The sequence below is a fragment of the Dietzia sp. JS16-p6b genome (assembly GCF_003052165.1).
Taxonomy (GTDB): Bacteria; Actinomycetota; Actinomycetes; order Mycobacteriales; family Mycobacteriaceae; genus Dietzia.
On record NZ_CP024869.1, the window covers coordinates 1,599,556 to 1,623,673 of the forward strand.

Below are 24,118 nucleotides of genomic sequence, written 5' to 3' on the forward strand. Positions count from 1 at the left end.
TGCGACTTGACGCACAGCGCCCGGCCCGGGCAGGGCACCGGACGACCCGCGGATCCGTTCACCGAACGGACCCCGCGGGTCGTTTCCGCATCCAAGCTCCACCGGGCCGCTGCCCGCCGAAGAGCTGGTCGCTTTCTCGCGGAGGGGGCGAACTCGGTCGAGGCGGCCCTTGCGGCCGGCGTCGCGATCGAGGTGTTCTGCGGCGAGGACTCGCTCGAGCGGTTCTCCGACCTCGTCACCACGGCGTCGGCGTCCGGGCTCGCCGTCTCCGTGGTCACCGATCGCGCGGTCAGGGCACTGTCCGACACCGTGTCGCCGACGGGGATCGTCGCGCTGTGTCGTTCCGTCGTGCGGGAGCCCTCCGCGTCTGATGACTCCTCCGCGTCCGACGGGCCCCCCGCGTCCGACGGGCCCGACGACACCGGCGAGCGTGGTCCGCGGCTCGTGGCGGTGGGCCAGGCGCTGGCCGAGCCGGGCAATGTCGGCACCCTCGTGCGCGTCGCCGACGCGCTCGGCGCCGACGCGGTGTGGCTCACCGAGGGTGCGGCGGACCCGGAGAACACGAAGGCCGTCCGCGCCTCGGCGGGCAGCCTCTTCCACCTTCCCGTGGTGCGGGGGGTCGCCGAGTCGGATCTGATCGGTCGGGCCCACCGCCTGGGCCTTCAGGTCGCCGTGGCCACAGGTGACGGTGAGGTGGACATCGAACACGCCGGACAGGAGCTCTCCCGGCCGACGGCGTGGGTGTTCGGCAACGAGGCACACGGCGTCCCGGCCGAGCTGGCCGCTCGCGCCGATCTGCGGGTGCGGATCCCCATCCGGGGGAGAGCCGAGAGCCTGAACATCGTCACCGCGGCCTCGATCTGCCTCCACACCAGCGCGCGCCTGCAGGCCGCCTCCTCGTGACCGCCACCCTCACGGCCCGCGGCCTGGGCGCCGCGCGGGGAGCTCGCTCACTGTTCGCCGGACTCGACCTCGTCGTCGCCGAGGGGGACGTCTGGGGCCTCACCGGCCCCAACGGTGCCGGCAAGTCGACCCTGCTCCACGCACTGTCAGGCAATCCCGACGCCGAGATGACGGGGACGGTGACCGTCAGCCCACCGGACGCGACGGTCGGTCTCCTGCGTCAGCAGGTGGATCGTCACGACGACGAGGCGGTGCGTGGCTTCCTCCATCGCGTCACCGGGGTCGCCCACGCGCAGGCGCTGATGGACGATCTCGCCGCGCGGATGGCGGACTCGGCCTCGGCGGCCGAGGCTTACGGTGACGCCCTCGAGAGGTGGCTCGCGCTCGGCGGTGGAGACCTGGACGAGCGGATCCCGGTGGTCGCCGCCCGGCTCGGCCTGGACGGGGCCGCACTGGACCGGCCCATGGCGGCGCTCTCGGGTGGTCAGGCCGCCCGCGTCACCCTCTGCGCGGTGGTGCTGAGCCAGTACGACATCCTGCTGCTGGACGAGCCGACCAACGACCTCGACCTGGCGGGGCTCTCCGTGTTGGAGGACTTCATTCACACCGAGCGGCGTCCGATGGTGGTGGTCAGCCACGACCGTGAGTTCCTCGCCAGATGCGTGACCGGGATCGTCGAACTCGACTCCGCCCAGAGGCAGATCACGGTGTTCGACGGAGGGTACGAGTCCTACCTCACCGAACGCGCGCTGGCGCGGCAACGGGCGCGCGAGGCGTATGCGGAGTACGCGGGCCGGGTCGGTCAGCTCAAGGAGCGCATGCAGACCCAGAAGACGTGGCTCGACAAGGGCGTGCGCACCACCATGCGGAAGTCGGGCGGCAGGGACGCGGAGAAGGACAAACACATCCGAAACCGCGCCGGACAGCGGTCGGAGAAGCAGGCCGCGAAGATCTCCCAGACCCAGCGCGCGATGGAGCGGCTCGACGTGGTCGCCGAGCCACGTAAGGAGTGGGAGCTGAAGATGGAGATCGCGGCCGCACCCCGGTCGGGGTCCGTCGTGGCCGTCCTGAGCGAGGCGGTCGCCCGCCGTGGCGATTTCGTGCTCGGTCCGGTGACCCTGCAGATCGATGCGGGGGACCGGGTGCTGATCTCCGGTGCCAACGGATCCGGCAAATCGACGCTGCTGGGTCTGCTCGCCGGAGATCGACTCCCGGACGCGGGGCGGGTGAGAACGGGAGCAGGGGTCGCGGCGGGACGCGTCGACCAGGTCCGCTCGGAGTTCGGCGGGCCGGGATCCCTGCTGGACACGTTCTGCGCTGCCGCGGACCCGGAGGGGTTGCACCCCACGGAGGGCAGGACGCTGTTGGCCAAGTTCGGACTGGGCGGTGAACACGTCGCCCGGTCGTGCGCCTCCCTTTCCCCGGGGGAGCGGACCCGGGCGGCGCTGGCCCTGTTGCAGCAGCGCGGCGTCAACCTGCTCGTGCTGGACGAGCCCACCAACCATCTGGACCTGCCCGCGATCGAGCAGCTCGAGAGGGCGGTGGAGGCCTTCGACGGCACGGTCCTGCTGGTGACCCACGACCGGCGGATGCGGCGGGGTTTCCGGGTGACCCGCGAGCTGCTCGTCGTCTCCGGCGCTGTCGACGAGGTCCGCTGACAGGCGGGAGCACGTGGGCCGGGGCGTCCGATCCCGATCGACTATCCTGGTCCGGGATGCCGCCGGCGATCGCCGGAGATCGCCGTGACGGGGAGGACGAGAGCACAGGTGAGCGAAGACACGAGCGCTGTCGAGGTGCGGATCGACGAGGAATCGCTGGCGCACTACGCGGCGCAGGCCGAAGCGGCGTTCGCCGCCGCCGCCGACCTCGAGGCGCTCGCGGCGGCCAAGACCGCCCACCTGGGTGACCGCAGCCCGATCGCGTTGGGGCGCCGGACACTCGGATCGCTGCCCAAGGAGCAGAAGGCCTCCGCCGGGAAGGCGGTCAACGTGGCCCGGGGCCGGGTCCAGCAGGCGTACGACACCCGGCTCGCAGAGCTCCAGGCAGAGCGTGACGCCGCCGTCCTCGTGGCCGAGACGCTCGATCTGACCGTCCCGTCGGGCCGGGCGCCCGTCGGAGCCCAACACCCCATCACGATCATCACCGAGCAGGTCATGGACGTGTTCGTGGCCATGGGGTGGGAGATCACGGAGGGCCCCGAGGTCGAGGCCGAGCACTACAACTTCGACGCACTGAACTTCCTCCCGGATCACCCTGCGCGCACACTGCAGGACACCTTCCACATCGCCCCGGAGGGCAGCCGGCAGGTCTTGCGCACGCACACCTCGCCCGTGCAGATCCGGACGATGCTCGACAGGGAGCCCCCGATCTACGTCGCCTGCCCGGGACGGACCTTCCGCACCGATGAGCTCGACGCCACCCACACACCGGTCTTCCACCAGGTCGAGGGGCTCGCGATCGACAAGGGCCTGACCATGGCGCATCTGCGGGGCGCGCTCGACGCCTTCGCCCGCGCCCTGTTCGGTCCGGAGACCCGGACCCGGATGCGGCCCAACTACTTCCCGTTCACCGAGCCCTCGGCCGAGGTCGACGTGTGGTTCCCGCGGAAGAAGGGTGGCGCCGGCTGGGTCGAGTGGGGTGGGTGCGGGATGGTCCATCCCAACGTTCTGACCGCCTGCGGTATCGACCCGGAGGTCTACTCGGGGTTCGCCTTCGGTATGGGCCTCGAGCGCACCCTGCAGTTCCGCAACGGACTGTCCGACATGCGGGACATGGTCGAGGGGGACGTGCGGTTCTCGCTGCCCTTCGGCATCCGCGCCTGACCACCACCCCCTTCCACCCGATAAGACGAAGGACCCCCACAGTGCGAATTGCGCAGTCCTGGCTGACCGAGATCCTGCAGCGGGCCAACGACGGCTGGTCGGTGACCCCGGCCGAGCTCGACGCGGGGTTCGTGCGGGTCGGCCTCGAGGTCGAGGGCGAGCCGGAGCAGCTGCCCGAGATCAGGGGTCCGCTCACGGTCGGCCGGGTCAGCAGCATCGAGGAGCTCGAAGGATTCAAGAAACCCATCCGCTTCTGCCTGGTGGACGTGGGCGCCGACGAACCGCAACGGATCGTCTGCGGTGCCCGGAACTTCGCCGCGGGAGACCTCGTGGTGGTGGCGCTGCCCGGGACCGTCCTGCCGGGCGGCTTCGAGATCGGTGAGCGCACGACCTACGGCCGGCCCAGCGAGGGCATGATCTGTTCGGCGTCCGAGCTGGGTATCGGTTCCGACCACAGCGGCATCATCGTGCTCGCCGACGGGACCGCGGAGCCCGGTGACCCCGCCGGCCCGGTACTGGACGCCGGGGCGGTGCTGGACGCGGGCGCGGCTGGGTCCGACACCGTCATCGAGCTCAACGTCACGCCGGACCGGGGCTACTGCCTGTCGGCGCGCGGTCTGGCCCGCGAGCTCGCGTGCGGATTCGATCTGGACTTCGCGGACCCGGCCACCGAGCTGGGGCTGCCCGCCGGGAGTGAGACCTGGCCCCTGGTGGTCGCGCCGGAGTCGGGCGCGCAGCGGTTCGCCCTCCGCCGGGTGACCGGGATCGACCCGTCCGCCCGCACGCCGTGGTGGATGGTCCGTCGACTGCTGCTCTCGGGGGTGCGTCCGATCTCGCCGGCGGTCGACGTGACCAACTACGTGATGCTCGAACTCGGGCATCCCATGCACGCGTTCGACGCCGGGACGCTGCGCGGTGGTCTCACCGTCCGGCGGGCCCGAGCGGGGGAGGCGCTCACCACCCTCGACGACGTCGAGCGCTCTCTCGACCCCGAGGACGTGGTGATCTGCGACGACCGCGGCCCGATCTCGCTGGCCGGGGTCATGGGCGGCGCGGACACCGAGGTCTCCGGGGATACCACGGACGTGCTGCTGGAGGCCGCGGTGTGGGACGCCCTCGCGGTGTTCCGGACGATCCGCCGCCACAAGCTCCCCAGCGAGGCGGGCAAGCGGTACGAGCGTGGTGTCGACGCGGCCGCGACGATCGCCGCTCTGGACCGGGCCGCGACGCTGCTCGCCGACATCGCCGGCGGCTCCGTGGAGGCCTCGCTCACCGACGTCGGATCCGCCCCGGTCATGCCGACCATCGCGTTCGACGCGAGCAGGCCCTCGCGCGTCGCCGGGGTGGAGTATCCGTCGGGCACCGCACGGCGCCGACTGGAGCAGATCGGGTGCGGCGTCTCGGGGGACGACGAGGTGCTGCTCGAGGTCACCCCACCGACCTGGCGCCCGGACCTCACGCTGCCCGCGGATCTGGTGGAGGAGGTCGTGCGGCTCGAGGGGTTGGAGGACATCCCGTCCGTTGTGCCGTCCGCCCCCGCGGGTCGTGGTCTCACCGCTGCCCAGCGGGGTCGCCGCGCGGTGGGCCACGCCCTGGCGGCCGCCGGGCATGTCGAGGTGTTGACGTCGCCCTTCTGTGACCCCTCGGTGTTCGACGCGATGGGGCTGGCCGACGACGACGAGCGGCGCAACACCATGTCCGTGGTCAACCCCCTGGAGAGCGACAAGGCGCATCTCGCCACGACGCTGCTCCCGTCGTTGGTGGAGATCGCCCGTCGCAACCTCACCCGCGGCGCGCGTGACCTGGCGCTGTTCTCGGTCGCGCAGGTCTCGTTCCGGACCCCCACCACAGGGGCGGTCGAGATGCTGCCGGTGGACCGCGAGCCCACCCCGCAGGAACGGGAGCGCCTCGATGCGTCGCTGCCCGACCAGCCGCTCCACGTGGCCACCCTCTACACCGGTAAGCGCGTCCCGGCCGGTCACGCCGGACCGGGCCGTGACGCGGACGCCCTCGACGCGGTCGAGGCCGTGAGGATCGTCGCCCGCGCCCTGGGGGCGGAGGTCGACGTGCGGGCGGCCGAGCGGGCACCGTGGCACCCCGGCCGTTGTGTCGAGGCGCTGGTCGACGGCACCGTGGTCGGCCACGCCGGGGAGCTGCATCCGGCCGCGTGTGAGCGGCTCGGACTCCCCGCACGGTCCTGCGCCGTCGAGCTGGACCTCAGCGCCGTCGGGGCACGCGACGTGCTGCCGGCGCCGTCGATCTCGGCCTACCCGGCCGTCAACCAGGACGTCGCACTCGTGGTGGAGGCGGGCGTGCCCGCGTCCGCGGTCGAGGCGGCCCTGCGCGCGGGCGGCGGGGATCTCCTGGAGAGCGTCCGACTGTTCGACGTCTACACGGGCTCCCAGCTCGGCGAGGGCCGCAAGTCGCTGGCGTACGCCCTGAGCTTCCGGGCGGACGACCGGACCCTCACCGAGGACGAGGCGACCTGGTGGCGCACGGCGGCGGTCGAGGCCGCGCAGGCGGCGGTCGGGGCGACGCTCCGTGGCTGAGGTGTCGCCTCAGGCATCCGTGGTGTCCGCGGAGGCTGGGGTCCCGAGGGTCCTGTGCATCGCCGGCACCGACCCGTCCGGCGGCGCCGGCCTGCTCGCGGACGTCAAGTCCGTCGCCGCGATGGGCGGGTACGCGATGGGAGCCGTGACCGCCGTGACGATCCAGAACACCCTCGGGGTCGAGGGCGTGCACGGGGTTCCCGTCGAGACCGTTGTCGCCCAACTCGACGCGGTGGCGGACGACGTCCGGATCGACGCGGTCAAGATCGGCATGCTCGGCGAGGCGTCCCTCGTGGAGGCGGTGGGGGACTGGTTGCGTCGCCGGCGGCCCCCGAACGTCGTCCTCGACCCGGTCATGGTCGCCACCACGGGGGGCAGGCTCGCCAGTGACGACGCCTCGCGGATGCTGCGGGACCTCGTTCCCCTCGTGGACCTGGTCACCCCCAACGTCCCGGAACTCGGAGTCCTGTGCGGCGAGCCCGCCGCGAGCGGAATCGAGATGATCGTGCACCAGGCCGAACTCGTGCACGAGCAGACGGGGTGCTCGGTGCTCGCCACGACCGGCGATCTCGAGGACGGCAGCGCGGAGGACGTCCTCGTCCGGTCCGCGGGCGGCGCGCGCCCGACCGTGCGCCTGCCGTTCGTCCGCGTGGACACCCCGAACACCCACGGGACCGGATGCTCGCTGTCCTCCGCCCTGGCCACGGCCCGGGTGGGTACCGCCGACTGGGAGGCGGCGTACCGGCGGGTCCGTCCCTGGATGGACGGCGCCCTGCGGGGTGGGCTCGATCTGGAGGTGGGCCGGGGGGCCGGGCCACTCGACCACACCTGGTTCCTCCACCACTGAGACCCCTGCGATCCCGCTCCCCCCTCGGGCCTGCTGTCGTACACCTGTGCGAATATCCGGCTCAGTACACGGCCGAGATCAGGAGCAGAGAATGAGCACCACGCAGCAGTCCTCCGGAGAGCCCACCACCGCATCCTCCACCGACCCCTTCGCCCGGTCCTCTGCCGCGCCGTCGGCGGCCCGGGCGCTCGATCGGGTCCGGAAGCTCTTCGCCAAGGCCGAGAGCGTGGCCGGTACGCCGGAGGCCGAGATCCTTCTCGAGCGGGCGTACGGCCTGCTCGCCAAGTACGGGGTCGACGAGGCCCTGGCGAGATCCGGGCCCGAGGCGCAACCGGCGGAGGTGGTGGTCCTGGACCATCCGGTCGCGGGCAGGTACCAGCCGGATCAGGTGAGCCTGGTGGCATCGCTGGCGGCCGCGATGCACTGCCGGGCCGTCACCTCCACCCGCCGCGACGGCACGAGGGTGGTCCACGTCGTGGGGGTGCGCCGGCACGTCGAGCGGGTCGGGATGCTCGCGGGCGCTCTCACCGGCATCATGCTCGCGGCGGCGGCACGCCAGCGACCGGCTCCCGGTGTTCCGGCGGTCACCCACCGCAAGTCGTTCATGACGGGGTTCGCACACGAGGTGGGGCGCCGATTGGCCGCCGCCGAGGGGGGAGCGGTCGCCGTGAGCACCGACGCCGCCGGGGCCGGGCTCGTCCTGCGGTCCGACGCCCAGCGAGCGGACAGTGAGCTGCGGCGTCGCTTCCCGTCCGCGGTCCGTGGCGCGCGGCGTCGCCTGGGTTCCTCGGGGATTCAGGAAGGGCGTCGGGTGGGCGGCTCGGTGGATCTCGGGCAGAGCCGCTTCGGTGGCGGGCGGCGTCAGATCGGGGCGTGATCGGGCCGGGGGTGGCGCGGACGGCCGCGGACGTGCAAAAGATTGCATGATGTTGCATACTCGTGCGCATGGCAATCACAGTGGCAGTCGCGGGTGCATCGGGTTACGCGGGAGGGGAGTTCCTCCGCCTCCTCCTCGGGCATCCCGCGGTGGTGTCGGGTGAGATGGAGATCGGCGCGCTGGCCGCGGGGTCCAACGCGGGCCAGCCGCTGGCCGAGCACCATCCCCACCTCCTCCCGCTCGCGGACCGTGTCCTGGTCGAGACCAGTGCTGACACCCTGGCCGGTCACGACGTCGTGGTACTGGGGTTGCCCCACGGGCACTCCTCGGAGATCGCCGAGCAGTTGGGGCCGGACGTCCTCGTCGTCGACCTGGGCGCGGACTTCCGGCTCTCCGACGCCGCGGACTGGGAGGCCTACTACGGCTCCGCCCATGCCGGCACCTGGCCGTACGGTCTGCCCGAACTCCCCGGCGCGCGTGAGGCGCTGCGGTCGACCCGCCGTATCGCGGTCCCCGGGTGCTTTCCCACGGGGGCGAGCATCGCGCTGTTCCCGGCGGTCGCTGCCGGCCTGGTCGACGCGTCGGGGATCACGATCGTCGCGGTCACCGGCGCCTCGGGCGCGGGGAAGTCCGCCAAGGTGCCGATGCTCGCCTCGGAGGTCATGGGCTCGGCGAAGGCGTACGGCGTCACCACCCATCGTCACGCTCCCGAGATCACCCAGAACCTGCGGGGGGTCACCGAGTCGCGGGTGTCGGTGAGCTTCACCCCTGTCCTGGCCCCGATGGCCAGGGGAATCCTCACCACGGCGGTCGCCCCGACCACCGCGACCGCGGAGGAGCTGAGGCGGGTGTATACCGAGGCGTTCGACGACGAGCCCTTCGTCCACGTGCTGCCCGTGGGAGTGCAGCCGATGACCGCCTCGGTCCTCGGGTCCAATGCCGTCCAACTGGGTATCGAGGTCGACGAGCGGGCCGGACGTGCTGTGTTCACGGCTGCGATCGACAACCTCGCCAAGGGCACCGCCGGTGGCGCCATCCAGTCGATGAACCTGGCTCTCGGACTCCCGGAGACGGCCGGTCTCAGCACGGTCGGCCTCGCTCCGTGACGGTGGGCGCCTCGTCCGGCGCGGTATCCGGTGGCCGCGCCCACGGACTCGAGTCGTGGTCTGATCCGGTCGGGAACGACGCGCTGTTCTGGGTGGCTCCCCCGGGCACGACGTCGGTCCTGGAGGTCCACGGCGAGGGTGCGGGTGCCGCGGAGTTACGGTGGAGCATTCTGAGCGCCGAGGTTCCGGCGATCCGAGCGGTGGTCCTGCTCGGCGGACCCGGATCCGGGGACACCGGGCAGGATTTCACGTTCACGCACTCCGTCGCGGAGGACGTCGCCCGGTTCGTCGGCGCCCGATCCGGTGGCGAGGTCGGTCCGATCGAGGTCCTGGTCTTCCGACCCGACACCGATCGGTCGCCGTGGCCGGAGCCCACACGCACCACGGACGGGGTGGAGTTCGCGTTCCGCCACCGCGGGGGCGCCGACGTGCGCCTGACCCTGACCGTTCCCGACCAGCCGGAAGAGGCCTGACATGACCACCAAGATGAACGACGGGTCCACCGAACTGACGCCGTTCGTCCGCGCGCACGTCCTCGCCGAGGCGCTGCCCTGGCTGCAGAAGTTCCACGACACGATCGTCGTGGTGAAGTACGGCGGAAACGCGATGATCGACGACCAGCTCAAGGCGGCGTTCGCGGCCGACATGGTGTTCCTCCGGACCTGTGGCCTCAAGCCGGTCGTCGTCCACGGTGGCGGCCCCCAGATCACGTCGATGCTCGGCCGACTGGGGATGGAGGGCGAGTTCCGCGGAGGCTTCCGGGTGACCACCCCGGAGGTCATGGACATCGTCCGAATGGTGCTGTTCGGCCAGGTCGGCCGGGAACTCGTGGGCCTGATCAACGCGCATGGTCCGTACGCGGTCGGGATCTCCGGGGAGGACGCGGGGCTGTTCACCGCCGTCCGGCGGACGGCGATGGTCGACGGCGAGCCGACCGACATCGGGCTGGTCGGCGATGTGGAGTCGGTCGACCCCGCTGCCGTCCTGGACCTCATCGAGGCCGGCCGCATCCCGGTCGTGTCCACCATCGCACCGGATGCCGACGGCACCGTCCACAACATCAACGCCGATTCCGCCGCCGGTGCACTGGCCACCGCGCTCGGTGCCGAGAAGCTCGTCGTCCTCACCGACGTCGAGGGCCTCTACACCGATTGGCCGGACCGGTCCTCACTGGTCACGCACCTCGGAACCGGTCCGCTCGAGAAGATGCTCCCGTCACTCGAGAGCGGGATGGTCCCGAAGATGGAGGCGTGCCTGCGGGCGGTCCAGGGCGGGGTGCGGGCGGCCCACGTCATCGACGGGCGCGTCGAACACTCCGTGTTGCTCGAGATTCTCACCGAGGGCGGCATCGGCACCATGGTCACCGCGGGTGACCACGAGATCCGCACACCGGTAGGAGGCGCGACATGACCGGATCCGACACCCCATCGCTCACCGCACGGTGGGAGAGCGCTCTCATGCGCAATTACGGGACCCCGCCCCTGGAGCTCGTCTCGGGCCGGGGCGTCACCGTGATCTCGGCCGACGGCCGCGAGTACGTGGACTTGCTCGGCGGGATCGCGGTCAACGCGCTCGGCCACGCACATCCGGCGGTGGTGGACGCGGTCAGCCGCCAGGTCGCCGAGCTGGGCCACGTGTCCAATCTCTACATTCACCCGAAGGTCGTGGCGCTGGCCGAACGGCTCGAGTCGCTGCTGGCGGTGGACGAGCCCGTCCGCGCCTTCTTCTGCAACTCCGGCGCGGAGGCCAACGAGGCGGCGTTCAAGATCGCCCGCCGGACGGGCCGCTCACGGATCCTCGCGGCCGAGAACGGGTTCCACGGCAGGACCATGGGCGCGCTCGCGATGACGGGCCAACCCGCCAAACGGGAGCCGTTCGAGCCGATGCCCGCCGGGGTCGAGTTCTTCCCCTACGGAGACATCGAGGCCCTCACCGCTCTCGTCGGACAGGCTCCGGGGGACACCGCCGCCGTCATCCTGGAGCCGCTCCAGGGCGAGGGCGGGGTCGTCGAGCCCCCCGAGGGTTTCCTGTCAGAGGTGCGCGCGGTGTGTAGCGAGCACGGCATCCTCATGATCGTCGACGAGGTCCAGACCGGGATCGGCCGCACCGGTGCGATGTTCGCCAGCCGGCGGGCAGGGGTGGTCCCGGACGTGATCACCCTGGCCAAGGGCCTGGGAGGGGGATTGCCGATCGGGGCCTGCCTCGCGGTCGGCGCGGCCGGGCAACTACTCACCGCGGGCCAGCACGGGACCACGTTCGGAGGTAACCCCGTGGCGTGCGCGGCCGCACTGGCGGTCCTCGACACGATCGAGTCCGACGACCTGGTCGCGCACGTGGACCGGCTGGGGAAGATCCTCGCCGCGGAGATCGAATGCCTGGACCACCCGCTCGTCGACCACGTCCGCGGGAGCGGCCTGCTGCTGGGCGTCGTCCTCACCGCCCCGCTCGCCAAGTCGGTGGAAGGGGCGGCCCGGGAGGCCGGGTACCTCGTCGGCGCCACCACCGCGGACGTGGTCCGCCTCGCACCACCGCTCATCCTGACCGAGGAACAGGCCGCGCGGTTCGTCGCGGGACTCCCTGCGATCCTCGACGCGGCGACCCCGAAGGAGTCCACCCCATGACCGCAGCTACACCGTCGGTGCGACACTTCCTGCGTGACGACGACCTCAGCCCCGAGGAACAGGCCGAGGTCCTCGATCTGGGTCTGCGGCTCAAGGCCGACCCGTTCTCGGCCCGCCCGCTCGAGGGTCCGCGCTCGGTCGCCGTCATCTTTGACAAGACGTCCACGCGGACGCGGTTCTCGTTCGATGCCGGCATCGCCCAACTGGGCGGGAACGCCATCGTGGTGGAGTCCGGATCCACCCAGATGGGCAAGGGTGAGACCCTCTCGGACACCGCCCGGGTGATGTCGCGCTACGTCGAGGCGATCGTCTGGCGGACGTACTCGCAGGACGCGCTCGTGGAGCTCGCCGCGCATTCCGACGTACCGGTGGTCAACGCGCTGACCGACGAGTTCCACCCGTGTCAGATCCTCGCGGACCTGCTGACGATCCGGGAGAACTTCGGTCGCACGGCGGGCCTGCGTGCGGTGTACCTCGGTGACGGTGCGAACAACATGGGGCACTCGTATCTGCTCGGGTTCGCCACCGCGGGCATGCACATCACCATCGCCGCGCCGGAGGGCTACCAGCCGACCGGCCAGGTGGTCGCGGACGCGGAGCGGGTCGCGGCGGGGACCGGCGGTTCCGTGGCGATCACGACCGACGTCGACGCGGCGGTGGTCGGGGCCGACGTCCTCATCACGGACACCTGGGTGTCGATGGGGATGGAGGACTCGGCGACAGAGCGGATCCGCGACCTGGCCGACTACCGGTTGGGCCAGGACTCGGTCGACAAGGCGTCTGACGATGTCATCGTCCTGCACTGCCTCCCCGCCTACCGCGGCAAGGAGATCACGGCCGAGGTCATCGACGGGCCCCGCAGCCGAGTGTTCGACGAGGCCGAGAACCGGCTCCACGCACAGAAGGCACTGCTCGTCTGGCTCATGGGGCGGTCGTGACCACGATGGGCACGGTCAGCAGGACCGCCAGACACGCGCGGATCGCCGAGATCCTCGAGCGTCGCGCCGTCCGCAGCCAGACCGAGCTGGCGGAGGCCCTGGCCGAGGAGGGCATCGCCGTCGCGGTGGCGACCCTGAGCCGCGATCTCGACGAGCTCGGGGCCGTCAAGCTCCGGGCCGCGGACGGCGGGGCTGGTCGCTACGTCATCCCGGAGGACGGCAGCCGGGCCCCCGGGATCCCCGGGGGCACCGACCGGCTCGGCCGGCTGCTCGGCGACCTCCTGGTCTCCGCGGACCACAGTGGCAACATCGCTGTCCTGCGCACTCCGCCCGGCGCCGCGAACTTCCTGGCGAGCGCGCTCGACCGCGCGAACCTCGACGACGTGGTGGGCACGATAGCCGGGGATGACACCATATTCGTGATGGCCCGTGAGCCCGTCGGGGGCGCTGAGCTCGCGGACCGGCTGGCCTCGCTGGCCCGGCGCCCGGTCTGACCGCCACCGCCCGACCCGATACTCTCCGACCCGAACAACAAAGGAGCACACCATGTCCGATCGCGTAGTCCTCGCCTACTCCGGCGGCCTCGACACGTCAGTAGCCATCAGCTGGATCGGCAAGGAGACCGGCGCCGAGGTCGTCGCCGTCGCCATCGACCTGGGCCAGGGCGGTGAGGACATGGACGTCATCCGGCAGCGTGCCCTGGACTGCGGGGCCGTGGAGTCGATCGTCGTGGACGCCCGCGACGAGTTCGCCGACGAGTACTGCGCGCCCACGATCAAGGCCAACGGGATGTACATGCGGCAGTACCCGCTGGTCTCGGCGATCTCCCGACCGCTCATCGTCAAACACCTGGTCACCGCCGCCAAGATGCACGGTGGGACATCCGTCGCCCACGGATGCACCGGCAAGGGCAACGACCAGGTCCGCTTCGAGGTGGGCTTCGGCGCCCTCGCCCCCGACCTCGAGGTCATCGCCCCGGTCCGGGACTACGCCTGGACGCGCGAGAAGGCCATCGAGTTCGCGGAGCAGAACGAGATCCCCATCAACGTGACGAAGAAGTCCCCGTTCTCGATCGACCAGAACGTCTGGGGCCGCGCGGTGGAGACCGGGTTCCTCGAGGACCTGTGGAACGCTCCCACCAAGGACGTCTACGACTACACCGAGGACCCCACCCTCAACTTCGCGGCTCCCGACGAGGTCACCGTCACCTTCTCGGAGGGCGTCCCGGTGGCGATCGACGGGCGGAAGGTCTCCGTGCTCGAGGCCATCATCGAGCTCAACCGCCGCGGCGGGGCCCAGGGTGTCGGTCGGTTGGACATGGTCGAGGACCGTCTCGTCGGGATCAAGAGTCGCGAGGTCTACGAGGCGCCGGGTGCGATGATCCTCATCACCGCGCACAAGGCGCTCGAGGACGTCACCCTCGAGCGGGAGCTGGCCCGGTACAAGTCAGGGGTCTCCGACGAGTGGTCCAACGCGGTCTACGACGGCCTGTGGTTCTCTCCGCTCAAGTACGCTCTCGACGCCTTCATCGACAACACCCAGCAGCACGTCTCCGGGGACATCCGGATGGTCCTGCACGGTGGGTCCATCGTCGTCAACGGCCGTCGCTCCGACTCGTCGTTGTACGACTTCAACCTCGCGACCTACGACGAGGGGGACTCGTTCGACCAGAGCTACGCCAAGGGCTTCGTGAACCTCCACGGTCTGAGCTCCAAGATCGCCGCCAAGAGGGACCTCGGGCTGTGAGCGGACCCGACCGCCGGGACGATCGACACGGCACCAACACCGGCGCCCTGTGGGGCGGGCGCTTCGCCGGAGGCCCCGCCGAGGCGATGGCCGCGCTGAGCAAGTCCACGCATTTCGACTGGGAATTGGCGCCGTACGACATCAGGGCCTCGAAGGCCCATGCCAGGGTGTTGCACCGTGCCGGGTTGCTCTCCGGTCCGGAGCTCGACGCGATGCTGGACGGTCTGGACCGTCTGGCCGCCGACGTCGATTCCGGCGCGTTCGTCCCGGCGGAGTCGGACGAGGACGTGCACGGCGCGCTCGAACGCGGCCTGATCGACCGGGTGGGTGTCGAGGTTGGCGGTCGCCTCCGGGCCGGCCGGTCCCGCAACGACCAGGTCGCCACGCTGTTCAGGATGTGGTTGCGCGACGCGGTGCGGGAGGTGGCCGGGGGGGTGCTCGACGTGGTCGACGCACTGGTGGCCCAGGCGGACGAGCACCCCGAGACGGTCATGCCGGGCAAGACGCACTTCCAGGCCGCGCAGCCGATCCTGCTCGCACACCACCTCCTGGCCCACGCGCAGCCGCTGCTGCGCGACGTCGACCGGATCCGGGACCTGGACCGACGCCTGGCCGTGTCGCCGTACGGTTCGGGCGCCCTGGCCGGGTCGTCCCTCGGGCTGGACCCGGACGCGATCGCGGCGGAACTCGGCTTCGATCGTGCGGCGGACAATTCGATCGACGCCACGAGCTCGAGGGACTTCGCTTCCGAGGCGGCATACGTCCTCGCGCAGGTCGCTGTCGATCTCTCCCGCCTGGCGGAGGAGGTGATCGCCTGGTCGACCCCCGAGTTCGGATACGTCACGCTCGCCGACGAATGGTCGACCGGGAGCTCGATCATGCCCCAGAAGAAGAACCCGGACGTCGCGGAACTGATGCGCGGCAAGACCGGCCGGTTGATCGGCAACCTGACCGGCCTGCTCGCCACCCTCAAGGCCCAACCGCTGGCCTACAACCGGGATCTCCAGGAGGACAAGGAACCGCTCTTCGATTCGGTGGCCCAGCTCTATCTGCTCCTCCCGGCGATGGCAGGGATGGTCTCGACCCTGAAGTTCCACCCGCGTCGCCTCGCCGCGCTCGCTCCGGCCGGGTACACGCTGGCCACCGACATCGCGGAGTGGATGGTCCGTCAGGGTGTGCCGTTCCGGGTCGCCCACGAGGCGGCCGGGGAGTGCGTCCGGGTGGCCGAATCCCGCGGTGTGGGACTCGATGCGCTCACCGATGAGGAGCTGACCTCGATCGACCCGGCACTCACCCCGGAGGTCCGCGACGTCCTCACGGTGACGGGATCGATCGCCTCACGGAACGCACGGGGCGGGACCGCCGGCACCGCGGTGGCCGCGCAGCGGAGCCGACTGGGAGAAGTCCGTGACGAACTCGCCGACTGGGTAGGGTGAGCGCCATGTCCGTCATCGATGACCGCCTGCTGGAGATCCTCGCCTGCCCCGAGGACAAGGGGCCGCTCCTCCTGGCGGGTGACGACACGCTCTACAACCCCCGCCTGCGCCGCGCGTACCGGATCGACGACGGCATCCCGGTGCTGCTGGCGGACGAGTCACGTCCGGTGGACGAGGCGGAGCACGAGGCCCTGCTCGCCCGTGCGGGCGGGGCTCCGCAGGAGTGACCCTGCCGCAGGACGGAGGGGCCACCTTCCGGGCGCTGCTCCGCGACTCGGACCCCGACGAGGCCGCACGGTCCCTGTTGGGAGGTGTCCTGACCCACGGGCCCGTCGCGGTACGCGTGATGGAAGTGGAGGCCTATGGCGGCCCGGTCGACTCGCCCCACCCGGATCCCGCCGCGCACACGTGGCCGGGACCGACGCCGCGGAACGAGGTGATGTTCGGCGATGCCGGGCATCTGTACGTCTATCTGAGCCACGGGATCCACCAGTGCGCCAACATCACGTGCCGACCCCCGGGGGAAGGCGGCGGTGTTCTCCTCCGCGCCGGCCGCGTGGTGGGCGGACACGAGGCGACCCGGCAGCGCCGACCCGGGATACTCCCCGAGCACGCGGCGCGCGGCCCGGGGAACCTCGGGAGGGTGATGGGAATCGACCTGTCCTTCCGGGGCATGGACGTCCTCGATGCGGCGTCACCGGTCACGTTCCGTCCTGATCCCGTTCCCGCGTCGCAGGTCCGGTCGGGACCCCGGGTGGGTGTGTCCCGTGAGGCCGACCGCCCGTGGCGGTTCTGGATCACGGGCGCCCGGGAGGTGTCCTCCTACCGGCGCAGTCCACGCGCGCCGCGTTCCCCGCACCCCGCCCCGTGGTAGCCCGACGCGCCGATGGGGGACAATGTCGCTCGTGACTTCCAACATCCTCGATGACCTGCAGTGGCGGGGGCTCATCGCGCAGTCGACAGACCTCGACGCGCTCCGTGAACACCTCGACGAGGGCACCGTGTCGCTGTATTGCGGCTTCGACCCGACCGGGCCCAGCCTGCACGCGGGTCACCTCATCCCGCTCCTCACCCTCCGGCGGTTCCAGTTGGCAGGGCACCGGCCGATCGTCCTGGCCGGGGGAGCGACCGGCATGATCGGGGACCCCCGGGACGTGGGGGAGCGGACCATGAACACCGCGGACACCGTGGCCGACTGGGCAGAGCGCATCACAGGTCAACTCGAACTGTTCGTCGACCTCACAGAGGGGCCCGTGGGGGCCCGTGTGGTCAACAACATGCAGTGGACCGGTCATCTGACCGCCATCCAGTTCCTGCGAGACGTCGGCAAGCACTTCTCGCTCAACACCATGCTCGGGCGGGACACCGTCAAACGTCGCCTGGACGGTGACGGGATCTCGTACACGGAGTTTTCCTACATGCTCCTGCAGGCCAACGACTTCGTGCAGTTGAGACGCACCATGCGGTGCACACTGCAGATCGGCGGCTCCGACCAGTGGGGGAACATCGTCGGCGGCGTCGACCTCAACCGCCGGATGGATGGTGAGACGGTTCATGCCATGACTGTCCCCCTGGTCACGTCGTCCGACGGGAAGAAGTTCGGCAAGTCGACGGGTGGCGGGAGCCTCTGGCTCGACCCCGACCTCACCAGCCCGTACACGTGGTACCAGTACTTCCTCAACACGTCCGATGCGGACGTGGTCCGCTATCTGCGGTGGTTCACGTTCCTGGGTCGTGAGGAGATCGAGGAGCTGGAGGCACTCACCCGGGACACGCCGCACCTCCGCGCGGGACAGAAGCGCCTGGCGGAGGAGATGACCACGATGGTGCACGGGGTGGCGGCCACGGAGTCCGTACAGGCGGCCTCCCAGGCACTGTTCGGGCGGGGAGAATTGGCTGAGCTCGACGAGCGGACGCTCGGCGCCGCACTCGAGGACGCCGGCGCCGTCGAGGTGGCGTCCGATGCCCCGAGAACGATCATCGAGCTCCTGGTCGCCTCCGGACTCTGTGACAGCAAGGGCGCCGCACGCCGCGCCGTCGGCGAGGGTGGCGCGTATGTCAACAACGCCCGCATCGACGACCCGGAGTGGACGCCCGGGCAGGATGATCTGCTCCACGGGTCCTGGCTGGTGCTCCGCCGCGGCAAGAAAAACCTCGCCGGGGTGCGCCTCCGCTGATCGCGACCACGATGTGAGGCGGCGCCGGTGTCGACCGGCGCCGCCTTGCTTTCAAGTCCCGGAATTGCGTGCGTGACCTGGCGATTTGCGTTTGGGTTCACGTCTGCGTAACTTATTGGAGGTCGCCGAGAGCGGGTGCGGGCCGGGAGGTTCGGGCTGGTGGAGGCGACGTGCTCCGGATGGTGGTGGGTTGCCTGGTTTGACCGGGTGGGCCGCGTGCGCTAGGCTGGAGAAGTTGCCCCGAAAAGGGTGGCGGTTGATGTAGAACCCTCGTGATCTGGGTGGTCGGTGACTGTCCGGGGAGCGGTGTGGTGGTGTTGTTTGAGAACTCAACAGTGTGTTTTGTTTGTGATAGTGCCAAATTTTTTGTTTGGTTGCGACCCTTTCACATCCCTGTCGTGGGGGTCGCGTTTTTTTGAAACAGCCAGTTTTTTGGTTTGTTTTTTGCTTGGATTGTGCTTTTTGTAGTGCTGAGAAGCTTTTATGGAGAGTTTGATCCTGGCTCAGGACGAACGCTGGCGGCGTGCTTAACACATGCAAGTCGAACGGTAAGGCCCTTTCGGGGGTACACGAGTGGCGAACGGGTGAGTAACACGTGGGTAATCTGCCCTGCACTTCGGGATAAGCCTGGGAAACCGGGTCTAATACCGGATATGAGCTCCTGCCGCATGGTGGGGGTTGGAAAGTTTTTCGGTGCAGGATGAGTCCGCGGCCTATCAGCTTGTTGGTGGGGTAATGGCCTACCAAGGCGACGACGGGTAGCCGGCCTGAGAGGGTGATCGGCCACACTGGGACTGAGACACGGCCCAGACTCCTACGGGAGGCAGCAGTGGGGAATATTGCACAATGGGCGGAAGCCTGATGCAGCGACGCCGCGTGGGGGATGACGGTCTTCGGATTGTAAACTCCTTTCAGTAGGGACGAAGCGAGAGTGACGGTACCTGCAGAAGAAGCACCGGCCAACTACGTGCCAGCAGCCGCGGTAATACGTAGGGTGCGAGCGTTGTCCGGAATTACTGGGCGTAAAGAGCTCGTAGGCGGTTTGTCACGTCGTCTGTGAAATCCTCCAGCTCAACTGGGGGCGTGCAGGCGATACGGGCTGACTTGAGTACTACAGGGGAGACTGGAATTCCTGGTGTAGCGGTGAAATGCGCAGATATCAGGAGGAACACCGGTGGCGAAGGCGGGTCTCTGGGTAGTAACTGACGCTGAGGAGCGAAAGCATGGGGAGCAAACAGGATTAGATACCCTGGTAGTCCATGCCGTAAACGGTGGGCGCTAGGTGTGGGGTCCTTCCACGGATTCCGTGCCGTAGCTAACGCATTAAGCGCCCCGCCTGGGGAGTACGGCCGCAAGGCTAAAACTCAAAGGAATTGACGGGGGCCCGCACAAGCGGCGGAGCATGTGGATTAATTCGATGCAACGCGAAGAACCTTACCTAGGCTTGACATATACAGGACGACGGCAGAGATGTCGTTTCCCTTGTGGCTTGTATACAGGTGGTGCATGGTTGTCGTCAGCTCGTGTCGTGAGATGTTGGGTTAAGTCCCGCAACGAGCGCAACCCCTGTCTCATGTTGCCAGCACGTTATGGTGGGGACTCGTGAGAGACTGCCGGGGTCAACTCGGAGGAAGGTGGGGATGACGTCAAATCATCATGCCCCTTATGTCTAGGGCTTCACACATGCTACAATGGCTAGTACAGAGGGCTGCGAGACCGTGAGGTGGAGCGAATCCCTTAAAGCTAGTCTCAGTTCGGATTGGGGTCTGCAACTCGACCCCATGAAGTCGGAGTCGCTAGTAATCGCAGATCAGCATTGCTGCGGTGAATACGTTCCCGGGCCTTGTACACACCGCCCGTCACGTCATGAAAGTCGGTAACACCCGAAGCCGGTGGCCTAACCCTTGTGGAGGGAGCCGTCGAAGGTGGGATCGGCGATTGGGACGAAGTCGTAACAAGGTAGCCGTACCGGAAGGTGCGGCTGGATCACCTCCTTTCTAAGGAGCACTCACCATGCCTGTTGGGTGTGGTCAGAGTTTGCGCCTGGTTCGCGTCCGAGTGTGGCGCGCCGGGTGGCTCATTGGGTGGAACACTATCGCGTAGGACTCGCCTTGATCTTCGGGCGTCGGCTCAGGGCCGGCGTGTGGGGGGAGCGTGGTCCGGATGAAACACACTGTTGGGTGTCTGAGACAACACCGTTGGGCCTGGTTTGTGCTGGGTCTGGTTGTTTCTGGTGGCACTGATTCCCGAGATGTCCTGGCTGGTTGGCCGGGGTGTGGGTGGGGTTGGTGTGTGTTGTTTGAGAACTGCACAGTGGACGCGAGCATCTTTAATTGTTTGTGAATGTAAGTGTGTAAGAGCACACGGTGGATGCCTTGGCACCAAGAGCCGATGAAGGACGTAGGAGGCTGCGATAAGCCTCGGGGAGCTGCCAACCGAGCTGTGATCCGAGGGTGTCCGAATGGGGGAACCCAGCGCGCGTGATGGCGTGTTACCCGCATCTGAATACATAGGGTGTGTGGAGGGAACGCGGGGAAGTGAAACATCTCAGTACCCGCAGGAAGAGAAAACAACAGTGATTCCGTCAGTAGCGGCGAGCGAACGCGGAAGAGGCTAAACCGCATGCGTGTGATACCCGGCAGGGGTTGCGTGTGTGGTGTTGTGGGGCATGATGTCCTGGTTCTGCCGGATCAGGCGCTTGATAGTCCGCGGGTTAGGGGAACGACTTGGAAGGGTCGGCCGTAGAGGGTGAGAGTCCCGTACCTGAAAACTTTGTGGCTGGGCGATTTGTGTTCCCAAGTAGCAGCGGGCCCGTGAAATCTGCTGTGAATCTGCCGGGACCACCCGGTAAGCCTAAATACTCCTTGGTGACCGATAGCGGATTAGTACCGTGAGGGAATGGTGAAAAGTACCCCGGGAGGGGAGTGAAATAGTACCTGAAACCGTGTGCTTACAATCCGTCAGAGGCCTTTCGTGGCTGATGGCGTGCCTTTTGAAGAATGAGCCTGCGAGTTAGTGGTATGTCGCGAGGTTAACCCGTGTGGGGAAGCCGTAGCGAAAGCGAGTCCTAATAGGGCGATCGTAGTGGCATGCTCTAGACCCGAAGCGGAGTGATCTACCCATGGCCAGTGTGAAGCGACGGTAAGACGTCGTGGAGGCGCGAACCCACTTAGGTTGAAAACTGAGGGGATGAGTTGTGGGTAGGGGTGAAAGGCCAATCAAACTCCGTGATAGCTGGTTCTCCCCGAAATGCATTTAGGTGCAGCGTCGCATGTTTCACCTCGGAGGTAGAGCTACTGGATGGCCGATGGGCCCTACAAGGTTACTGACGTCAGCCAAACTCCGAATGCCGAGGTGTGAGAGTGCGGCAGTGAGACTGTGGGGGATAAGCTTCATAGTCGAGAGGGAAACAGCCCAGATCGCCGGCTAAGGCCCCTAAGCGTGTACTAAGTGGAAAAGGATGTGGGATCGCTGAGACAGCCAGGAGGTTGGCTTAGAAGCAGCCACCCTTGAAAGAGTGCGTAATAGCTCACTGGTCAAGTGGTCCTGCGCCGACAATTTAGCGGGGCTCAAGTACACCGCCGAAGCCGCGGCACTCACACGAGAACCTCCTCCGGGCAGGTGTGTGGGTGGGTAGGGGAGCGTCGTGTGGCCATAGAAGCGTCGGAGTGATCCAGGCGTGGAGGCCACACGAGTGAGAATGCAGGCATGAGTAGCGAATGACGAGTGAGAAACTCGTCCGCCGAATGATCAAGGGTTCCTGGGTCAAGCTAATCTGCCCAGGGTGAGTCGGGACCTAAGGCGAGGCCGACAGGCGTAGTCGATGGACAACGGGTTGATATTCCCGTACCCGTGTATGCGCGCCCATGGTGAATCAGTGATACTAACCGCCCTGAACGTCCTGGAGCATCCTTCGGGATGACGTGGACTGGATGCGCGGGACCTGATCTGGTAGTAGCCAAGCGATGGGGTGACGCAGGAAGGTAGCTGGGCCAGTCAGTGGTTGTACTGGTGTAAGAGTGTAGGCCGTGACATAGGCAAATCCGTGTCACATGAAGGCTGAGACTTGATGCGTACCCGTTGTGGGGAATTCAGTGATCCTATGCTGCCGAGAAAAGCCTCTAGTGAGTTCATACACGGCCCGTACCCCAAACCGACACAGGTGATCAGGTAGAGAATACCAAGGCGATCGAGAGAACTGTGGTTAAGGAACTCGGCAAAATACCCCCGTAACTTCGGGAGAAGGGGGGCCATGCCCGGTGAACACCCTCGCGGTGGGAGCTGGGTGTGGTCGCAGAGACCAGAGAGAAGCGACTGTTTACTAAAAACACAGGTCCGTGCGAAGACGTAAGTCGATGTATACGGACTGACGCCTGCCCGGTGCTGGAAGGTTAAGAGGACCGGTTAGCCGCAAGGCGAAGCTGAGAATTTAAGCCCCAGTAAACGGCGGTGGTAACTATAACCATCCTAAGGTAGCGAAATTCCTTGTCGGGTAAGTTCCGACCTGCACGAATGGCGTAACGACTTCTCTGCTGTCTCGACCACAGACTCGGCGAAATTGCATTACGAGTAAAGATGCTCGTTACGCGCGGCAGGACGAAAAGACCCCGGGACCTTTACTATAGCTTGGTATTGGCGTTCGATTCGGTTTGTGTAGGATAGGTGGGAGACTGTGAAGCATGCACGCCAGTGTGTGTGGAGTCGTTGTTGAAATACCACTCTGATCGTATTGGACGTCTAACCTCGGCCCATGATCTGGGTTAGGGACAGTGCCTGGTGGGTAGTTTAACTGGGGCGGTTGCCTCCCAAAGAGTAACGGAGGCGCCCAAAGGTTCCCTCAGCCTGGATGGCAATCAGGTGTTGAGTGCAAGTGCACAAGGGAGCTTGACTGTGAGACTGACACGTCGAGCAGGGACGAAAGTCGGGACTAGTGATCCGGCACCGGCAAGTGGAAGCGGTGTCGCTCAACGGATAAAAGGTACCCCGGGGATAACAGGCTGATCTTCCCCAAGAGTCCATATCGACGGGATGGTTTGGCACCTCGATGTCGGCTCGTCGCATCCTGGGGCTGGAGTAGGTCCCAAGGGTTGGGCTGTTCGCCCATTAAAGCGGCACGCGAGCTGGGTTTAGAACGTCGTGAGACAGTTCGGTCTCTATCCGCCGCGCGCGTAAGAAACTTGAGGAAGGCTGTCCCTAGTACGAGAGGACCGGGACGGACGAACCTCTGGTGTGCCAGTTGTTCCACCAGGAGCATCGCTGGTTAGCTACGTTCGGAAGGGATAACCGCTGAAAGCATCTAAGCGGGAAGCCTGTTCCAAGATGAGGTTTCTCACCACCTTGCGTGGTTAAGGCCCCCCACAGACCATGGGGTTGATAGGCCGGAACTGGAAGCGCAGCAATGCGTGGAGGTGACCGGTACTAATCGGCCGAGGGCTTACACACACTCAAGCCAAAAGAATCGCACCGCGTCCACTGTGCAGTATCTGAAACAACACACCCATCCGCGGTCTCGATCGCGGGTCGGGCCTTGTTTCACAGAGTTACGGCGGCCATAGCGGCAGGGAAACGCCCGGTCCCATTCCGAACCCGGAAGCTAAGCCTGCCAGCGCCGATGGTACTGCACTCGAGAGGGTGTGGGAGAGTAGGTCACCGCCGAACACAACTTCATGACCAGCGGGAGGGACTCATCGTTCCTCCCGCTGGTCGTATTTGTGCCTCCCTTCAACAGCAGTGCCGGTAGTCCGGCGCACGTAAGGTGAACGACGTGAACGAACCTCGGTCAGAGCATTCAGATCGAACCCCGAGACGGGGCGATGGTGACCTACCCCGCAGGGGCGACCGGGCCACCGGGGGCGGTCGTAGGGACAACAGTTCCTACGGTGAACGTCGTGGAACCCGGTACGACGGGACGGGCGCCGGCGACTCGGGTCGGCGGCCGGCAGCCCGGGGTGAATCCGCCGGGGGCCGCGGTAGCGCGGGCCGGGGCGCTGGGCAGCGCACCGGCACATCGGGGGCGGGACAGGGCCGAGGATCCGCGGCAGTCGATCGCCGAGGGGGTTCCTCCCGGGGTGACTCCCGTGACGGAGGGCGGCAGGG

General features: G+C 67.7%; 17 protein-coding genes and 3 rRNA genes. All 20 read left to right on the plus strand.

Annotation, left to right across the window (positions count from 1 at the left end):
• The first annotated feature begins 6 nt into the window (after positions 1-6).
• The 20 genes from CT688_RS07200 (at position 7) to rrf (ending at position 23,680) form a co-directional block, all read left to right on the plus strand.
• Positions 7-903, plus strand: coding sequence for an RNA methyltransferase (locus CT688_RS07200; protein ID WP_107756340.1), 897 nt, complete (start codon positions 7-9; stop codon positions 901-903).
• Positions 900-2,561: an ABC-F family ATP-binding cassette domain-containing protein gene (locus CT688_RS07205; protein WP_107756341.1), complete on the plus strand. Its 1,662-nt coding sequence runs from the start codon at positions 900-902 to the stop codon at positions 2,559-2,561. The genes CT688_RS07200 and CT688_RS07205 overlap by 4 nt, the downstream gene beginning before the upstream one ends.
• 108 nt (positions 2,562-2,669) lie before the next feature.
• Positions 2,670-3,725, plus strand: coding sequence for a phenylalanine--tRNA ligase subunit alpha (gene pheS / locus CT688_RS07210; RefSeq protein WP_107756342.1), 1,056 nt, complete (start codon positions 2,670-2,672; stop codon positions 3,723-3,725).
• A gap of 41 nt (positions 3,726-3,766) precedes the next feature.
• Positions 3,767-6,274, plus strand: coding sequence for a phenylalanine--tRNA ligase subunit beta (pheT, locus tag CT688_RS07215; protein ID WP_107756343.1), 2,508 nt, complete (start codon positions 3,767-3,769; stop codon positions 6,272-6,274).
• A 22-nt stretch (positions 6,275-6,296) separates the two neighbouring features.
• Positions 6,297-7,121, plus strand: a complete 825-nt coding sequence (thiD, locus tag CT688_RS07220; protein ID WP_234414855.1) for a bifunctional hydroxymethylpyrimidine kinase/phosphomethylpyrimidine kinase — start codon at positions 6,297-6,299, stop codon at positions 7,119-7,121.
• Positions 7,122-7,212: 91 nt separating this feature from the next.
• Positions 7,213-7,998, plus strand: a complete 786-nt coding sequence (locus CT688_RS18005; RefSeq protein WP_107756344.1) for a DUF2786 domain-containing protein — start codon at positions 7,213-7,215, stop codon at positions 7,996-7,998.
• 68 nt (positions 7,999-8,066) lie between these two features.
• Complete coding sequence (gene argC, locus CT688_RS07230; RefSeq protein WP_107756345.1) at positions 8,067-9,104, plus strand: N-acetyl-gamma-glutamyl-phosphate reductase; 1,038 nt, start codon at positions 8,067-8,069, stop codon at positions 9,102-9,104.
• Positions 9,101-9,577 (plus strand): hypothetical protein, encoded by a 477-nt coding sequence (locus CT688_RS07235; RefSeq protein WP_107756346.1) that lies wholly within the window; start codon positions 9,101-9,103, stop codon positions 9,575-9,577. The genes argC and CT688_RS07235 overlap by 4 nt, the downstream gene beginning before the upstream one ends.
• Before the next feature lies 1 nt (position 9,578).
• Positions 9,579-10,514: an acetylglutamate kinase gene (argB, locus tag CT688_RS07240; RefSeq protein ID WP_182613277.1), complete on the plus strand. Its 936-nt coding sequence runs from the start codon at positions 9,579-9,581 to the stop codon at positions 10,512-10,514.
• Positions 10,511-11,725, plus strand: coding sequence for an acetylornithine transaminase (locus tag CT688_RS07245; RefSeq protein ID WP_107756347.1), 1,215 nt, complete (start codon positions 10,511-10,513; stop codon positions 11,723-11,725). The genes argB and CT688_RS07245 overlap by 4 nt, the downstream gene beginning before the upstream one ends.
• Complete coding sequence (gene argF / locus CT688_RS07250; RefSeq protein ID WP_107756348.1) at positions 11,722-12,663, plus strand: ornithine carbamoyltransferase; 942 nt, start codon at positions 11,722-11,724, stop codon at positions 12,661-12,663. Before CT688_RS07245 ends, argF begins: the two co-directional genes overlap by 4 nt.
• 5 nt (positions 12,664-12,668) lie before the next feature.
• The gene (locus CT688_RS07255; protein WP_182626939.1) at positions 12,669-13,157 is read left to right on the plus strand and encodes an arginine repressor; all 489 of its coding nucleotides are present in this window, start codon (positions 12,669-12,671) and stop codon (positions 13,155-13,157) included.
• A gap of 52 nt (positions 13,158-13,209) precedes the next feature.
• A complete protein-coding gene (locus tag CT688_RS07260; protein ID WP_107756350.1) occupies positions 13,210-14,409 on the plus strand; it encodes an argininosuccinate synthase in 1,200 nt (399 codons plus the stop codon).
• Complete coding sequence (argH, locus tag CT688_RS07265; protein WP_107756351.1) at positions 14,406-15,845, plus strand: argininosuccinate lyase; 1,440 nt, start codon at positions 14,406-14,408, stop codon at positions 15,843-15,845. Before CT688_RS07260 ends, argH begins: the two co-directional genes overlap by 4 nt.
• 5 nt (positions 15,846-15,850) lie before the next feature.
• On the plus strand, positions 15,851-16,072 hold the full coding sequence (locus tag CT688_RS07270; RefSeq protein ID WP_107756352.1) for a Trm112 family protein: 222 nt from the start codon (positions 15,851-15,853) through the stop codon (positions 16,070-16,072).
• Positions 16,069-16,719: a DNA-3-methyladenine glycosylase gene (locus CT688_RS07275; protein ID WP_107756353.1), complete on the plus strand. Its 651-nt coding sequence runs from the start codon at positions 16,069-16,071 to the stop codon at positions 16,717-16,719. The genes CT688_RS07270 and CT688_RS07275 overlap by 4 nt, the downstream gene beginning before the upstream one ends.
• A gap of 22 nt (positions 16,720-16,741) precedes the next feature.
• A complete protein-coding gene (gene tyrS, locus CT688_RS07280) occupies positions 16,742-18,022 on the plus strand; it encodes a tyrosine--tRNA ligase (protein WP_197431482.1) in 1,281 nt (426 codons plus the stop codon).
• Positions 18,023-18,502: 480 nt separating this feature from the next.
• Positions 18,503-20,019: ribosomal RNA gene (locus CT688_RS07285) — 16S ribosomal RNA — on the plus strand.
• A 346-nt stretch (positions 20,020-20,365) separates the two neighbouring features.
• Positions 20,366-23,464: ribosomal RNA gene (locus CT688_RS07290) — 23S ribosomal RNA — on the plus strand.
• Positions 23,465-23,563: 99 nt separating this feature from the next.
• A 5S ribosomal RNA gene (gene rrf, locus CT688_RS07295) occupies positions 23,564-23,680 on the plus strand.
• The 16S, 23S and 5S rRNA genes sit together here, the layout of an rRNA operon.
• The last annotated feature ends 438 nt before the right edge of the window (positions 23,681-24,118 follow it).

Coding starts and splice junctions, on each gene's coding strand:
- CT688_RS18005 (WP_107756344.1), top strand. CDS start 7,213: ATGAGCACCACGCAGCAGTCCTCCGGAGAGCCCACCACCGCATCCTCC.
- argC (WP_107756345.1), top strand. CDS start 8,067: ATGGCAATCACAGTGGCAGTCGCGGGTGCATCGGGTTACGCGGGAGGG.
- argB (WP_182613277.1), top strand. CDS start 9,579: ATGACCACCAAGATGAACGACGGGTCCACCGAACTGACGCCGTTCGTC.
- CT688_RS07245 (WP_107756347.1), top strand. CDS start 10,511: ATGACCGGATCCGACACCCCATCGCTCACCGCACGGTGGGAGAGCGCT.
- argF (WP_107756348.1), top strand. CDS start 11,722: ATGACCGCAGCTACACCGTCGGTGCGACACTTCCTGCGTGACGACGAC.
- CT688_RS07255 (WP_182626939.1), top strand. CDS start 12,669: ATGGGCACGGTCAGCAGGACCGCCAGACACGCGCGGATCGCCGAGATC.
- CT688_RS07260 (WP_107756350.1), top strand. CDS start 13,210: ATGTCCGATCGCGTAGTCCTCGCCTACTCCGGCGGCCTCGACACGTCA.
- CT688_RS07270 (WP_107756352.1), top strand. CDS start 15,851: ATGTCCGTCATCGATGACCGCCTGCTGGAGATCCTCGCCTGCCCCGAG.
- tyrS (WP_197431482.1), top strand. CDS start 16,742: ATGTCGCTCGTGACTTCCAACATCCTCGATGACCTGCAGTGGCGGGGG.